The organism is Streptomyces sp. Y1, from assembly GCF_041053115.1.
GTDB classification, from domain to species: domain Bacteria; phylum Actinomycetota; class Actinomycetes; order Streptomycetales; family Streptomycetaceae; genus Kitasatospora; species Kitasatospora rubellomurina.
This window is the reverse complement of sequence record NZ_CP163445.1, coordinates 6,528,879-6,542,525: the sequence shown is the minus strand read 5'-3', so window position 1 is coordinate 6,542,525 and position 13,647 is coordinate 6,528,879. Positions and strand designations below refer to the sequence as shown.

Annotated in this window: 14 protein-coding genes; 3 read left to right on the top strand and 11 right to left on the bottom strand. The window is 74.0% G+C overall.

Annotated elements, in window-relative coordinates:
- Positions 1–2: 2 nt before the first annotated feature.
- On the bottom strand, positions 3–443 hold the full coding sequence (locus tag AB2U05_RS28745; RefSeq protein ID WP_045694655.1) for an Lrp/AsnC family transcriptional regulator: 441 nt from the start codon (positions 441–443) through the stop codon (positions 3–5).
- A 238-nt stretch (positions 444–681) separates the two neighbouring features.
- Here AB2U05_RS28745 and AB2U05_RS28740 point away from each other — a divergent pair, with 238 nt between their 5' ends.
- Positions 682–1,152, top strand: coding sequence for a hypothetical protein (locus tag AB2U05_RS28740; RefSeq protein ID WP_157882042.1), 471 nt, complete (start codon positions 682–684; stop codon positions 1,150–1,152).
- A 97-nt stretch (positions 1,153–1,249) separates the two neighbouring features.
- On the opposite strand, the gene AB2U05_RS28735 is transcribed toward AB2U05_RS28740, so the two are convergent.
- Positions 1,250–2,422, bottom strand: coding sequence for an acyl-CoA dehydrogenase family protein (locus AB2U05_RS28735; RefSeq protein WP_045709705.1), 1,173 nt, complete (start codon positions 2,420–2,422; stop codon positions 1,250–1,252).
- A gap of 272 nt (positions 2,423–2,694) precedes the next feature.
- On the opposite strand from AB2U05_RS28735, the gene AB2U05_RS28730 reads away from it, so the two are divergent.
- Complete coding sequence (locus AB2U05_RS28730; protein WP_045694729.1) at positions 2,695–3,273, top strand: uridine kinase; 579 nt, start codon at positions 2,695–2,697, stop codon at positions 3,271–3,273.
- A 415-nt stretch (positions 3,274–3,688) separates the two neighbouring features.
- On the top strand, positions 3,689–5,686 hold the full coding sequence (locus tag AB2U05_RS28725) for an AAA family ATPase (RefSeq protein ID WP_369186010.1): 1,998 nt from the start codon (positions 3,689–3,691) through the stop codon (positions 5,684–5,686).
- Between the two features lie 21 nt (positions 5,687–5,707).
- On the opposite strand, the gene AB2U05_RS28720 is transcribed toward AB2U05_RS28725, so the two are convergent.
- From AB2U05_RS28720 to AB2U05_RS28680, 9 genes are all read right to left on the bottom strand, one after another.
- Positions 5,708–6,691, bottom strand: a complete 984-nt coding sequence (locus AB2U05_RS28720) for an NAD-dependent epimerase/dehydratase family protein (protein ID WP_369184644.1) — start codon at positions 6,689–6,691, stop codon at positions 5,708–5,710.
- An 82-nt stretch (positions 6,692–6,773) separates the two neighbouring features.
- Complete coding sequence (locus AB2U05_RS28715) at positions 6,774–7,823, bottom strand: hemolysin family protein (protein WP_045694648.1); 1,050 nt, start codon at positions 7,821–7,823, stop codon at positions 6,774–6,776.
- On the bottom strand, positions 7,820–9,163 hold the full coding sequence (locus AB2U05_RS28710; protein ID WP_107072922.1) for a hemolysin family protein: 1,344 nt from the start codon (positions 9,161–9,163) through the stop codon (positions 7,820–7,822). The genes AB2U05_RS28715 and AB2U05_RS28710 overlap by 4 nt, the downstream gene beginning before the upstream one ends.
- 207 nt (positions 9,164–9,370) lie before the next feature.
- On the bottom strand, positions 9,371–9,814 hold the full coding sequence (locus AB2U05_RS28705; protein WP_045694646.1) for a PH domain-containing protein: 444 nt from the start codon (positions 9,812–9,814) through the stop codon (positions 9,371–9,373).
- A 103-nt stretch (positions 9,815–9,917) separates the two neighbouring features.
- The gene (gene hisG, locus AB2U05_RS28700; protein ID WP_045694644.1) at positions 9,918–10,766 is read right to left on the bottom strand and encodes an ATP phosphoribosyltransferase; all 849 of its coding nucleotides are present in this window, start codon (positions 10,764–10,766) and stop codon (positions 9,918–9,920) included.
- A 70-nt stretch (positions 10,767–10,836) separates the two neighbouring features.
- Positions 10,837–11,109, bottom strand: coding sequence for a phosphoribosyl-ATP diphosphatase (locus AB2U05_RS28695; RefSeq protein ID WP_045694641.1), 273 nt, complete (start codon positions 11,107–11,109; stop codon positions 10,837–10,839).
- Positions 11,110–11,231: 122 nt separating this feature from the next.
- A complete protein-coding gene (gene ribH / locus AB2U05_RS28690; RefSeq protein WP_045694637.1) occupies positions 11,232–11,705 on the bottom strand; it encodes a 6,7-dimethyl-8-ribityllumazine synthase in 474 nt (157 codons plus the stop codon).
- A 70-nt stretch (positions 11,706–11,775) separates the two neighbouring features.
- On the bottom strand, positions 11,776–13,056 hold the full coding sequence (locus AB2U05_RS28685) for a bifunctional 3,4-dihydroxy-2-butanone-4-phosphate synthase/GTP cyclohydrolase II (RefSeq protein WP_369184643.1): 1,281 nt from the start codon (positions 13,054–13,056) through the stop codon (positions 11,776–11,778).
- Positions 13,053–13,640 carry a nicotinamide mononucleotide transporter family protein gene (locus tag AB2U05_RS28680; protein WP_078859781.1) on the bottom strand — a complete coding sequence of 196 codons (588 nt, stop codon included), beginning with the start codon at positions 13,638–13,640 and terminating at the stop codon, positions 13,053–13,055. The genes AB2U05_RS28685 and AB2U05_RS28680 overlap by 4 nt, the downstream gene beginning before the upstream one ends.
- Positions 13,641–13,647 lie beyond the last annotated feature (7 nt).

Sequence of the window (13,647 nt, the reverse complement as noted above, 5' to 3'; positions counted from 1 at the left end):
GGTCAGAGCTTCGGGGGTCGCGCCTCGTACGGGGTGGAGAGGACGACGGTGGTGCGGGTGGAGACCCCGGCGGCGCTGCGGATGCGGGCGAGCAGGTCCTCCAGGTCGCCGGGGGCGCCGACGCGGACCTTGAGGATGTAGTTCTCGTCGCCGGCGACGCTGTGGCAGGCCTCGATCTCGGGCAGGCCGGCCAGCCGTTCCGGGGTGTCGTCCGGGGCGCTGGGGTCGAAGGGCTTGACCGAGATGAACGCGGTCAGCGCCAGGTCGACGGCGTCCGGGTCGATGATCGCGGTGTAGCCGCGGATCACCCCGCGCTGTTCGAGGCGGCGCACCCGCTGGTGCACCGCCGAGGTGGACAGGCCGGTGGCCTTGCCCAGGTCCGTGTAGCTCATCCGGCCGTCCTCAAGGAGCAGCTGGACGATGCGTTGGTCGAGATCCTCCACAGCGGCCAACCTACCGGCTCCGGCGCACGGGGGGGCGCACGCGGTGGCACCCGGTGCCGCCGCAGGTGCCGGGGCACATGCCGGGCGACCATGGCAGCCGGCGGGGCGGCCGGTGTGGCGAAGGACACACCTGGTGCATCACGGTGCGCCGGGCCGCAGGGTTATGAGTCCGAGTCGCAGGGAAGTGCTGGTTGTGGCCCTGGATGACAACGCCGGGCCCGATCCTAGGGGGATCCTCATGCCTGCTACTGACCAGCGCGCGCTGGGCGCCGACGAGACCGACGATATGACCGGCCGCGATGGCCTCGCGGCCGAGCACACGCCCGGCACCGACCCCGGCGAGGCCGAGACCTGGGACATCTTCCGGGTCAACTGCCCCGAGTGCCGGCGCCCGATCGCCCTGGTGGCGGACGAGGAGCGGCTGCCGCAGCACGCGCTGCTCCCGACCGCGTGGAACCCGTTCGCCCCGGCGATCTGCCCGGGCTCGGGCACGCCCACGGACGACCTGGCCGAGGTCGAGGCCCCGGCGGACGCCGAACAGAGCGGGCTGGCCGGGCTGTTCAAGCTCCCGAGCCAACTCGACTGGCGCACCCAGCCGTTCTCCCACGCGGTGCTGCACCGGCCGGTGCGCGCCGCCGCCCAGCCCGCTCCCGCGCGACCGCAGCTGGCGGCCATCCCGGAGCAGCGCCGCCGTCTCGTCCGGCGCTGACTCCCGCCCCGCGCGGGCGACTTGACGCACTGCCAGAGAAGCCTCCGGCCGCCACTCCGCACCCTGGAGTGGCGGCCGGAGGCCGTACGGGGAGCGGTCAGCCCTTGGCGCCCTTGGCGAGGTGGCGACCGATGACCAGGCGCTGGATCTGGTTGGTGCCCTCGACGATCTGCAGCACCTTCGCCTCGCGCATGTAGCGCTCGGCCGGGAAGTCCTGCGTGTAGCCGTAGCCGCCGAGCACCTGGACGGCGTCGGTGGTCACCCGCATCACCGTGTCGGTGCAGAACAGCTTGGCCATCGCCGCCTCCTTGGAGAACGGCCGGCCGGCGTCCCGCAGGCGGGCGGCGGACAGGTACAGCGCGCGCCCGGCCTCGATCTGCGTCGCCATGTCGGCGAGCATGAACGACAGGCCCTGGAAGTCGCCGATCGCCCGGCCGAACTGGCGCCGGGTGGCGGCGTAGTCGACGGCGAGGTCGAGCGCGGCCTGGGCGACGCCGATCGCGCACGCGGCGATGCCGAGGCGGCCCGAGTCCAGCGCGCCGAGCGCGATCTGGAAGCCCTGGCCCTCCTCGCCGATCAGCCGCTCGCGGGAGATCCGGGCGCCGTCGAAGTTCAGCTGCGCGGTCGGCGAGGAGCGCATGCCCATCTTGTGCTCCGGCTGCGCGGCCGACAGCCCCTCGGTGACCCCGGGCACGAGCAGGCAGCTGATGCCCTTCGGCCCGTCGACGCCGGTGCGCACCAGGGCGCTGTAGAAGTCGGCCTGCCCGCCGTGGGTGATCCACGCCTTGGTGCCGTTCACCACGTACGCGTCGCCGTCGAGCTCGGCGCGGGTGCGCAGCGCGGCCGCGTCCGAACCGGACTGCGGCTCGGAGAGGCAGTAGGCGCCGAGCTGCTCGCCGGAGAGCATCCCGGGCAGCCACTTCTCGCGCTGCTCCTCGGTGCCGAAGGTGGCCAGCGCGTGGCAGGAGAGGGTGTGCACGCTGACGCCGAGGCCGATCGCGAGCCAGCCGGCCGCGAGCTCCTCCAGGACCTGCAGGTACACCTCGTAGGGCTGCTCGCCGCCGCCGTACTTCTCGTCGTACGGCAGGGACAGCAGGCCGGCCTCACCGAGGGTGCGGAAGACCTCCCGGGGGAAGCGGCCGGCGGCCTCGTCCTCCGCCGCGCGGGGCTGCAGCTCGCGCTGGACCAGCTCCCGGGTGAGGCTCAGCAGCTCGCGGGCCTCCTCGGTCGGCAGCTGGCGCTCCACGGCTTTCACAGGGGAGGGGGTCATGGCGGCGGTCGCCTCCTCGATCGGGCGCCGCGCCTCGGTGTCGGCGTGGTCCGGCGCGGGTGTGGCAGGTCGGCCCGACCGTCACCGGGTTGCGGTGAACGGCCGTTCACAGGCGTGGCGAAGGCGAGTATGCCGGAAACCCGGGCTGCCGTCACGACCAGCACGGATCAACTGTCCGCAGTGGCGGGATACGGCACCGTAGGGTTGCCGATGTGGCTGCTTCCGGACCCTTTTCCACCCCTTCGACGCCCTCGACCGCGCCCGCCGACGAGCTGGGCGCGCTCGCGGCCGAGCTGCGCGCGCTGCCGCCCTCCTGCGGGCCGGTGCGGCTGGTGGCGGTGGACGGGCACGCCGGATCCGGCAAGACCACCTTCGCCGCCCGGCTGGCGGCGGCGCTCGGCGGCGCCCCGGTGGTCCACCTCGACGACCTGGCGACCCACAGCGAGCCCTTCGAGTGGACCGACCGGCTGCGCACCCAGGTGCTGGAGCCGCTGGCGGCCGGGCGGGACACGGCGTACCGGGTGTACGACTGGACGCTGCGCCGCTTCGCCGGCTCGGCCGCGGTGCCGGCCGCCCCGGTGGTGCTCGTGGAGGGGGTCGGCGCGGGGCGGCGGGCGGTGCGGCCGCGGCTGGCCCGGGTGATCTGGATGGAGCTGGACGCGGCGGCCGCCCGGCGGCGCGGGGAGCTGCGGGACGGGCCGGAACTGGCCGAGTTCTGGGCGGGCTGGGCACGGGCCGAATCGGCGCATTTCGCCGCGGACCCGAGCCGCCCGTACGCGGCGACCAGGGTCGACGGGGTGACCGGGCGGATCTTGCCGAGCACCCTGGGTGAAACTTCAACAAGCTCTTGACCTGCGGCGTTGCCAGGATCTAGGTTCTCCTCAGCCGCCGGAACGCGAGATTCCGGCCGCTGCGGACCCGGCGCCCCCGGCTTGTTCCCCCGTGAGTCGGGGGCGCCGTCCCCCGCCCTTCCGAAACTCGCCCCCCGCACCGCCCGGCCCGCCGCCCGCCCGCTCAACGGCCGCTGGCGCGATCGCATTTGACCCTGTTCGACACCCTTCCGGATCAGCCCCGCGCCGGTACGATTCCTGACAGGCGCGGATGCGCCCCGGGGGCACCACGACCACCGGCCCGGCGGCGCGCAGCCGACCCCCAGGGCCGGGGCCCCGGGCCACACGGCGGGGGGCGTGAGTGACGACGGTGGACAGTTCCGACAGCACGGCGGGCGGCCCGGACCGGCTCGCCGACCGCGCCTGGCAGCGTGCCATGGACGCCTACACGGCCGGCGCCTACACCCGCGCCGAGGAGGAGTTCCGCTCCGCCGTCAGACTCGACCCCGGGATGGCCGACGCCTGGCTCGGCCTGCACGCCCTGCGCAGCGACACCTCCGCCGCGCTGCTGGCCATGTACCGCAACCAGAAGCGGTTCGGCGAGCAGCGGCAGCTGCACCGACGCCCGCTCAGCTCCTGGTACTGGCTGGGCTGGTGGGTGCAGCCCGTGCTGGAGACCACCCGCGACCTCGCGCTCGCGCACGCCTCGCACTGGCTGGACGGCCGCCACCTGGCCGAGCTGGACCGCGCGTTGGAGCAGTGCCCGCCGCCCGGCGAGGACCCGTCCGTGCAGTTCCTGCACGCCTGCCGCTCCTACCTGCTCAAGGACTGGGAGCAGCTGATCCGGGACACCGACCGGCTGCTGGACGACCCGATGCTCGGCATCGAGGCCGGGCTGTTCGCCGGCATGGCCCGGGTCCGCCTCGACATGTGCGCCCAGGCGCAGGCCCCGCTGGCCGCCTCGCTGGCCCGCTGCCGCTCCGAGCAGCCGCAGCGCAAGGAGCTGCGGTACTGGCTGGCGCGCGCCTACGAGGGCGCCGGGCGCAGCGCGGCGGCGCTGCCGCTGTACCGGGCGGTGCACCGGGCCGACCCGGCGTTCATGGACACCGAGGCGCGGCTGGCGGCGATCGCCGCCGAGGACGGGCTGGCGGACGGGCTGACGGACCGGCTGCCGGCCGGCGGGCGCCCGGGCGGCGCCGAGGACTGCGGGCCGGAGCCGGCCGGCTACCAGGACCCGGCCTGCCCGGACGGGGCGTACCCGGACCTGGGCTTCCCGGACGAGGCCCTGCTGGGCTACGGGTTCCCGGAGCCGGCCCCGCAGCCCAACGGCACCCAGCCGAACGCGGCCCAATCGAACGCGGCCCAGCCGAACAACGTGCTGCCGAACGGCGCGCCGGAGCCCGCCGGGGCGGACGGGACGGCCGTCGACGCCGCCGGCGCCGCCGCGCCGCAGGCCGCCGGGGAGCGCTCCGGCTCGGGCCCCGCCGCGGGCCCGGCCGGCCCCGCCGGGCCGCTGCCCGTCCGCGGCGCCGCGCAGCTCCGCTCCGCCCCCGGGCCGTCCGCCCAACCGGCGGGTGACGACCGGGAGTTGGACGCCGCCCTGGCCGAACTCTCGCTGATGGTGGGCCTGGAGCCGGTCAAGCGCCAAGTGCGGGCACTGTCCGCCCAGTTGCGGATGTCCCGGCTGCGCGCCGAGCAGGGCCTGCCGGTCCAGCCGCCGAAGCGGCACTTCGTCTTCTCCGGGCCGTCCGGCACCGGCAAGACCACCGTGGCCCGCATCCTCGGCCGGGTCTTCCACGCCCTCGGCCTGCTCTCCGGCGACCACCTGGTGGAGGCCCAACGGGCCGACCTGGTCGGCGAGTTCCTCGGCCAGACGGCGGTGAAGGCGAACGAACTGATCGACTCGGCGATGGACGGCGTGCTGTTCATCGACGAGGCGTACAGCCTCTCCAACTCCGGCTACACCAAGGGCGACGCGTACGGCGACGAGGCGCTGCAGGTGCTGCTCAAGCGCGCCGAGGACAACCGGGACCGGCTGGTGGTGATCCTGGCCGGCTACCCCGAGGGCATGAACCGGCTGCTGGCCACCAACCCCGGCCTCAACTCCCGCTTCACCACCCGGGTGGACTTCCCGAGCTACCGCCCGAACGAGCTGACCGCCATCGGCGCGGCGCTGGCCGGCCGGGACGGCGACGGCTGGGACGAGGACGCGGCCGAGGAGCTGGCCAGCATCTGCACCCACGTGGTCCGCGAGGGCTGGATCGACGAGCTGGGCAACGGCCGGTTCATCCGCACCCTGTACGAGAAGTCCTGCGCCTACCGGGACCTGCGGCTCTCGCTGCTGCGCGAGCCGCCGGGCCGGGAGGACCTGGCGACGCTGCGGCTGCCGGACCTGGTGCAGGCGTACGGGGAGCTGATCGACGGCCGCACCTGACCAACTCCCCGGCCGTCGAGGCTACTTCAGCAGCTCCGCCTCCCGCTCCGGGTCGAGCCCGACAGGCGGCCGGTCGGCCCGCTGCGGGGCCTCGCCGCCGATCGAGCGCAGCCAGGCCCAGGTGTCCTCGACCGTCTCGGCGACCGGCCGGCAGCGCAGCCCGGCGGCGAGCGCGCGCTCGACCGAGCCGGTGTGCAGGAAGTCGTACAGCTCGCCGGGCGCCAGCCAGATCGGCAGCTCCGTCCACGGCGCGACGCCCGCCGCCAGGATCTTCTCCGGGTCGGTCCAGCGCAGCTCGGCGGCCGGGCCGGCGGCCCGTACGCAGGCGTCCAGCAGCTCGCCCATGGTGGCGTGGCCGGACGGGCTGACCACGTTGTACGGGCCGGCCAGGCGCGCGGCGACCGCGTCCAGCAGCCAGCCCGCGAGGTCGCGGACGTCGATGTACTGCAGCGGCAGGTCGCGCGGGCCGGGGGCGAGCACCGGGCCGCCGCGGGCGATCCGGTTCAGCCACCAGGGCAGCCGGCCGATGTCCTCGTACGGGCCGAGGATCAGCCCGGCGCGGGCCAGCAGCGCGCTGCCGCCGAACTCCGCCTCCAGCGCCAGTTCGGCGCCGCGCTTGGCCTCGGCGTACGGCACCTCGCGGGTCAGGTCGGGCGAGGAGTCGACGACGGCGGCCGCCTCGCCCGCCCCGGAGGTCAGCGGGTAGTCGTACACCGAGCGGCTGGAGACGTACGCGTAGTGGCCGATCCGGCCGTTGAGCAGCCGGGCGCTGTCGCGCACCGCCGCCGGGGCCCAGGACCAGGTGTCCGCCACCGCGTCCCACTCCCCCGTGGCCAGCGCCGCGAGGCCGCCCTCGGCGGTGCGGTCCCCGTGCAGCACGCGCACGCCCTCGGGGGCGGGCCGCGTGCCGCGGTTGAGGGCCGTCACCTCCCAGCCCCTGGCCAGCGCCGCCTCGGCGACGGCCCGGCCGACGAACTCGGTCCCACCCAGCAGCAGAAGTCTCATGCCGACCACCCTGCTCCGAGGATGGCCGGCACGGGAACCGTTGCCTGCTGTCGGCAGAATCGCCGTCGGCGAAACCGGGGGGCTACCCGGAGGTCGACCGGTGGTCCGGGTCGTGCATCTCGCCGACCAGCTCCTCCAACACGTCCTCCAGCATGACCACGCCGAGCGTGCGGCCGTCCTGGTCGAGCACGGCGGCCAGGTGGCAGGCGGCGCGGCGCATCGCGCCGAGCGCGTCGTCCAGCGGGAGGCTGCCGCGCAGCACGGTGATCGGCCGCCACAGCCGGGCCGGGACGGGCGCGGACGGGTCGTCCACGTCGAGGATGTCCTTGAGGTGCAGGTAGCCCAGGTAGCCCTGGCCGGCCGGGTCACCGTCGGTGACCGGGAAGCGCGAGAAGCCGGTGCGCAGCGCCAGTTCCTCGACCTGGGCAGCGGTCACCTTGGTGTCCACGGTGACCAGCTGCTCGGGCCTGAGCAGCACCTCGGTGACCGGGCGGTGGCCCAGCTCCAGGGCGTCCTCCAGGCGTTCCTGGCGGTCCTCGTCGAGCAGGCCGGCGTCCCGGGAGTCGGCCAGCAGGTACAGCAGCTGCTCGGTGGTGAACACCGACTCGACCTCGTCCCTGGCCTCCACCCGGAACAGCTTCAGCACGCCGTTGGCGCAGGCGTTCAGCAGCCGGATCACCGGGGCGAGCCAGCGCGCCAGCCGGTCCAGCGGCGGGCCGAGCCACAGCGCGGCCCGCTCCGGGCCGGCCATGGCCATGTTCTTCGGCACCATCTCGCCCATCACCATGTGCAGGAACACCACGAGGGCGAGCGAGATCCCGTACGAGAGCGGGTGCATCAGGCCGGCCGGGACGCCGATCGCGTGGAACGGCCCCTCCAGCAGCGCGGCGATGGTCGGCTCGGCGAGCGCGCCGAGGCCCAGCGAGCAGACGGTGATGCCGAGTTGGGCGGCGGCCAGCATCGCGGAGACGTTCGACAGCGCGTGCAGCACGGTGCGGGCGCGCTTGTTGCCCGCCTCGGCGAGCGGTTCGATCTGGCTGCGGCGGACCGAGACGACGGCGAACTCGGCGCCGACGAAGAAGGCGTTGCCGAGCAGGAGCAGCAGCGCGACGGCCAGTTGGAGCGCGGTCATCGGGCGTCCCTCCCGGCATCGCCGAACGGGGAGGGCACGGCGGTGCGCTCCACCCGGACCTGGCTGGTGCGGTGCCGGTCGACACCGGTCACGGTGAACCGCCAACCGGGCAGCCCGGCCTGCTCGCCCACCTCGGGGAGCTTGCCGAGCAGGTCGGCGACCAGGCCGGCCAGCGTCTCGTACGGGCCGTCCGGGGCGCTCAGGCCGATCCGCTCCAGCTGGTCGAGCCGGGTGCGGCCGTCCGCCTCCCAGGCGGGCAGGCCGTTCACCGGGGGCAGCGGGAGCAGGTCGGGGTGGTCGTCCGGGTCGTGCTCGTCCTGCACCTCGCCGACGATCTCCTCGACGATGTCCTCGACGGTGACGACGCCGGCGGTGCCGCCGTACTCGTCGACCACGATGGCCATCGGCTGGAGCTTGCGCAGCCGCTCCAGCAGCCGCTCGGCGGGCAGCGTCTCGGGCACCAGCAGCGGCGGCGCGGCCAGTTCGGCCACCCGGACCAGGCCGCGCCGGGCGGCCGGGACGGCGAGCGCGTCCTTGAGCGTGACGATGCCGGTGACCTCGTCCAGGCTGTCGGCGTAGACCGGGAAGCGGGACAGGCCGGTGGCCCGGGTCAGGTTGATCACGTCCGAGGCGGTGGCGTGGCGCTGCAGCGCGGCGACGTCGATCCGCGGGGTCATCACGGACTCGGCGGTCAGCTCGCCCAGGCCCAGGGTGCGGACGAACAGCGTCGCCGATTCCTCGTCTATCGCCCCGGCCTTCGCCGAGTGGCGGGCCAGCGAGACCAGTTCGGCCGGGGTGCGGGCGTGCCCCAGCTCCTCCTGCGGCTCGATGCCGAAGGCCCGGACCGTACGGTCGGCGGCGCCGTTCAGGGCGCTGATCAGCGGGCGGCAGACGAAGGAGAAGGCCATGTGCGGGGCGGCGACCGCGCGGGCCACCTGGAGCGGGCGGGAGATCGCCCAGTTCTTCGGCACCAGCTCGCCGATCACCATCTGGACGACGGTGGCCACCACCATGCCGACGACCACGGCGACGCCGCGGGCGGCCGAGTCGGGCACGCCGAGGCCCGACATGACGGGCGACAGCAACGTGGACAGCGCCGGCTCGGCGAGCATGCCGACCACCAGCGAGGTGACGGTGATGCCCAGTTGGGCGCCGGAGAGTTCGAAGGAGAGGTGCCGCACGGCCCGGGAGACCCGGCCGGCCTTGACGTCGCCCGCCTCGGCGGCGCGGTCCACGGCCCCGCGCTCGACGGTCACGAAGGCGAACTCGGCGGCGACGAACAGGCCGTTGGCGAGGATCAGCAGGAGGGCCGCCAGCAACAGCAGCCAGGCGGTGATCACAGTGCCGCCCGCCTTCCGGTGGTCGGAAGTGAGGCGGCGCAGGTACTACCGGACGGATCGTCCATCGAGGGGGTGTGTCACTCCTCAGGTCGAAGGTGGGCAGGGCGACGGAAGGCTTTGCCCTGTTTTTACCAGCGTAGACGATAACGGGGCCGGGACGGGAAACGTGTTCGGGGCCCCGACCGGCGGCCCACCGGGCCGGGAGGGTCAGCCGGCGGCGTGGTGTTCGACCAGGTCACGCAGCGCGCGGGCGTTCGCGATCGCCTGGTCCTTGCCGACGCCGGACTGGATGCCGACCGCGGCGAGCGAGGTGCCGTCCGCGAGGTCGAGGGTGGCCCACGGGTCGCCCTGGCGGAAGTTGACCCGGACGATCTCCGCCCAGGCCAGCCGGCGGCTGCGCACGAAGTTGACCACCGTCACGCCGTCCGCGTCGGCGCGCACCCGGGGGCGGGCCAGCATCAGGCCGACGCCGGCGAACAGCAGGCCGCTGGCCGTCATCATGATCCGGTCGTTGAGCTGCCAGTTCGCCGGGAGCAGCACGGCGAGCACCGCGAACAGCACCACCAGCAGCGCGCAGACCGGCAGCAGCACGGCGCGGGTACGGCGCGGCGCCCAGGTGACGGGGTACTCGACGGGCGGCGGGGTGGACACGTTCGGTCTCCGGTGGTTCTGGTCTCGGCAGCGCTGGGGCGGGGACGCCGGCCGGCGTCCCCGCCCCATTGAACCGTTCTTTACTCTCCGACCCGCGAGCAGGTCAGAGGCGGCAGGCGTGGATGTTGGTGACCAGGATGGCCCGGGCCCCGATGCTCCACAGGTCGTCCATGATCCGCTGGGCCTCCTTGCGGAGCACCATCGCGCGGACGGCCACCCAGCCCTCGGTGTGCAGCGGGGAGACGGTCGGCGACTCCAGGCCGGGGGTGAGCGCCACGGCGGCGCCGACCTTCTCGGCGCGGATGTCGTAGTCCATCAGCACGTAGCGGCGGGCCACCAGGACGCCCTGCAGGCGGCGCAGGAACTGGTCGACGCCCGCGTCCTCGCCGGCGCCCTTGGGGCGGATCACGACGGCGTCCGAGATCAGGATCGGGTCGCCGAACACCTCCAGACCGGCGTTGCGCAGGCTGGTGCCGGTCTCCACCACGTCGGCGATCACGTCGGCGACGCCCAGCTGCACCGCGGTCTCGACCGCGCCGTCCAGCTTGGTGACGGTCGCCTTCACGCCGTGGTCGGCGAGGTGCTGCTCGACCAGGCCGGTGTACGAGGTGGCGATCCGCAGGCCCTCCAGGCCCTTGACGTCCTGCACGTCCACGCCCTCGGGGCGGGCGAAGCGGAAGGTCGACCCGGCGAAGCCGAGGGCGAGCACCTCCTCCGCGTTGGAGTGCGAGTCGAGCAGCAGGTCGCGGCCGGTGATGCCGACATCCAGGCGGCCGGAGCCGACGTAGACGGCGATGTCGCGCGGGCGCAGGAAGAAGAACTCGACCTCGTTGTTCGGGTCGACCAGGACGAGTTCCTTCGGGTCCTTCCGCTGGCGGTAGCCGGCCTCATGGAGCATCTCCGCCGCGGGACCCGAGAGAGAACCCTTGTTGGGGACGGCGATGCGCAGCATGGGAGGTTGCTTCCTTACCTGTTGGACCTGTTGGGGAGGGGTGTGCTCGGACGTGGAGCGGGGGGTGGGCTCAGAGGTACTTGTAGACGTCGTCGAGCGTCAGCCCGCGGGCGATCATCATCACCTGAACGTGGTAGAGGAGCTGCGAGATCTCCTCCGCCGTCTGCTCGTCCGACTGGAACTCGGCGGCCATCCAGACCTCGGCGGCCTCCTCGACGACCTTCTTGCCGATCGCATGGACGCCCTGCTCGACGAGCTGGGCGGTACGGGAGGTCGCGGGGTCGCCGGAGGCGGCCTTCTGCTGGAGCTCGGCGAAGAGCTCCTCGAATGTCTTCGAAGCCATGATGGGACTCACCTTACGGCGTGCCGGCGGACGGGCGGTAAACGGTTCCGGACCGTGGACGGTCCGGTGGACGTCCACGGCCCGGAGGCGTGCGCGGGGTGGCCGCTGGTGGTCGCGGGTGGTCAGCGGACGTCGCGCAGGGTGACCGCGGTGGCGACGGCGGCGGTGACGGCCTCGTGGCCCTTGTCCTCGGCGGAGCCCGGCAGGCCCGCACGGTCCAGCGCCTGCTCCTCGTTGTCGCAGGTCAGCACGCCGAAGCCGACCGGGACGCCGGTGTCGACGCTGACCTGGGTGAGGCCGGCGGTGGCCGCCTGGCAGACGTAGTCGAAGTGCGGGGTGCCGCCGCGGATCACCACGCCGAGGGCGATCACGGCGTCGTAGCCGCGCTCGGCGAGGCGCTTGGCGGCGACCGGCAGCTCGAAGGTGCCGGGGACGCGCAGCACGGTCGGCTCGGCGACGCCGAGCTCCTTGAGTGCGCGGTGGGCGCCGTCCAGCAGGCCGTTCATCACGGTGTCGTGCCACTGGGCGGCGACGACGGCGACCTTGAGGTCGGCGGCGTGGTCGATGGTCAGCTCGGGGGCTCCGTGGCCGCTCATGGTTCCTGCTTCCTGTGTCTGTCGGTCGAGGTGCTGGGGTGCTTCGGGCGCTTCGGGCGCTTCGGCTGCTTCAGGAGCCGAGGCCGGGCAGGTCGTGGCCCATCCGGTCGCGCTTGGTGCGCAGGTAGCGCAGGTTGTGCTCGCCGGGCGTGGTGGCCACGGCCTCGCGCCCCTCGACCTTGAGGCCGTGGTCGGTCAGCGCGGTGAGCTTCTGCGGGTTGTTGGTCAGCAGGGTGAGCGAGCGGACGCCGAGGTCCGCCAGCATCTGCCCGGCGATGCTGTAGTCGCGGGCGTCGGCGGGCAGTCCGAGGTCCAGGTTGGCGTCGACGGTGTCGCGCCCCTGCTCCTGCAGCTCGTAGGCGCGCAGCTTGTGGGTCAGGCCGATCCCCCGGCCCTCGTGGCCGCGCAGGTAGAGCACCACGCCGCGGCCGGCCTCGGCGACCCGCTTCAGCGAGGCCTCCAGCTGCGGGCCGCAGTCGCAGCGCAGCGAGCCGAAGACGTCGCCGGTCAGGCACTCGGAGTGGACCCGCACCAGGACGTCCTCGCCGTCCGGCAGCCGCCCGTCCGGGCCGAGGCCGCCGGCCACCAGGGCGAGGTGCTCGACGCCGTCGATGGTGCCCCTGTAGCCGACCGCGGTGAAGTCGCCGTGCGCGGTGGGCAGCGAGGTGGTCGCGGCCCGGTCCACGTGCAGCTCGGTGCGCCGGCGGTAGGCGATCAGGTCCTCGATGGAGATGACCGCCAGGCCGTGCTCGCGGGCGAAGGCGACCAGCTCGGGCAGCCGGGCCATGGTGCCGTCGTCGTTCACCACCTCGGCGATCGCGCCGGCCGGCGGGAGCCCGGCGAGCCGGGCCAGGTCGACGGCGGCCTCGGTGTGCCCGGGGCGGACCAGCACGCCGCCCTCGACGGCGCGCAGCGGGAAGACGTGCCCGGGGCGGGTGAGGTCGCCGGGCTCGGTGCCGGCCGAGGCCAGCAGCCGGACGGTGCGGGCGCGGTCGGCGGCCGAGATGCCGGTGTCCACGCCATCGCGGGCGTCCACCGAGACGGTGTAGGCGGTGCCCTTGCGGTCCTCGTTGACCTGGGTCATCGGCGGGAGCTTGAGCCGGTCCAGCTCCTCCCCGGTCATCGGGGCGCAGATCACGCCGGAGCTGTAGCGGATGGTGAAGGCCATCAGCTCGGGGGTGGCCGCGGCGGCGGCGAAGACGATGTCGCCCTCGTTCTCGCGGTCCTCGTCGTCGACCACGATCACGGCGCGGCCGAGGGCGATGTCGGCGATCGCCCGCTCGACCGGGTCGAGGACGAGGTCCTCCCCCTCCGTGCCGGGGGTGCTGTCGTACGTCTGGTTCTCGGTCATGCCGGGACTCCCTGCGGGACGTTGGCGGAGGTGACTCGCGGCTCACGGGTGCTCAGCCACCAGGAGCGCAGGCCGAGCAGCACCAGGACGAAGTAGACGGAGTAGGTCAGGCCGGAGAAGGTGTAGCCGCTGTCGAAGGCGAGCGGGACGCCGACCACGTCGACGGCGATCCAGGCGAACCAGAACTCCAGCCAGCCGCGCGCCTGGGCGACCATCGCGGCCAGGGTGCCGACGAAGATGTAGGCGTCCGACCAGGGGCTCCAGGACAGGCTGGGGTAGGCCTCGAACAGCAGCCCCAGGGCGACGGTGCCGGCCGCGGTGCCGCCGACCAGGGCCGCCCGCTCGGACCAGCCGGCGAACCGGACGGCGATCGTGCCGGTGTCCCGGCGGCCGCGCCGCCACTGCGACCAGCCCCAGGCGGCGGTGGCGATGACGATCAGCTGCTTGCCGATCAGGCCCGGGACGTGCCCGCCGAGGTAGGCGGCGATCAGCACCGCGCCGGACAGGAGCTGGACCGGCCAGCTCCACACCGAGCGGCGCCAGCCGAGGGCGAGGCCGGCGAAGCCGAGCAGGTTGCCGATCATGTCGGCC

What these genes read in the sequence shown, in the direction of transcription:
- AB2U05_RS28740 (WP_157882042.1), top strand. Translation starts at nt 682, where the DNA reads ATGCCTGCTACTGACCAGCGCGCGCTGGGCGCCGACGAGACCGACGAT.
- AB2U05_RS28735 (WP_045709705.1), bottom strand. Translation starts at nt 2,422, where the DNA reads ATGACCCCCTCCCCTGTGAAAGCCGTGGAGCGCCAGCTGCCGACCGAG.
- AB2U05_RS28725 (WP_369186010.1), top strand. Translation starts at nt 3,689, where the DNA reads ATGGACGCCTACACGGCCGGCGCCTACACCCGCGCCGAGGAGGAGTTC.
- AB2U05_RS28720 (WP_369184644.1), bottom strand. Translation starts at nt 6,691, where the DNA reads ATGAGACTTCTGCTGCTGGGTGGGACCGAGTTCGTCGGCCGGGCCGTC.
- AB2U05_RS28715 (WP_045694648.1), bottom strand. Translation starts at nt 7,823, where the DNA reads ATGACCGCGCTCCAACTGGCCGTCGCGCTGCTGCTCCTGCTCGGCAAC.
- hisG (WP_045694644.1), bottom strand. Translation starts at nt 10,766, where the DNA reads ATGCTGCGCATCGCCGTCCCCAACAAGGGTTCTCTCTCGGGTCCCGCG.
- AB2U05_RS28695 (WP_045694641.1), bottom strand. Translation starts at nt 11,109, where the DNA reads ATGGCTTCGAAGACATTCGAGGAGCTCTTCGCCGAGCTCCAGCAGAAG.
- ribH (WP_045694637.1), bottom strand. Translation starts at nt 11,705, where the DNA reads ATGAGCGGCCACGGAGCCCCCGAGCTGACCATCGACCACGCCGCCGAC.
- AB2U05_RS28685 (WP_369184643.1), bottom strand. Translation starts at nt 13,056, where the DNA reads ATGACCGAGAACCAGACGTACGACAGCACCCCCGGCACGGAGGGGGAG.
- AB2U05_RS28680 (WP_078859781.1), bottom strand. Translation starts at nt 13,640, where the DNA reads ATGATCGGCAACCTGCTCGGCTTCGCCGGCCTCGCCCTCGGCTGGCGC.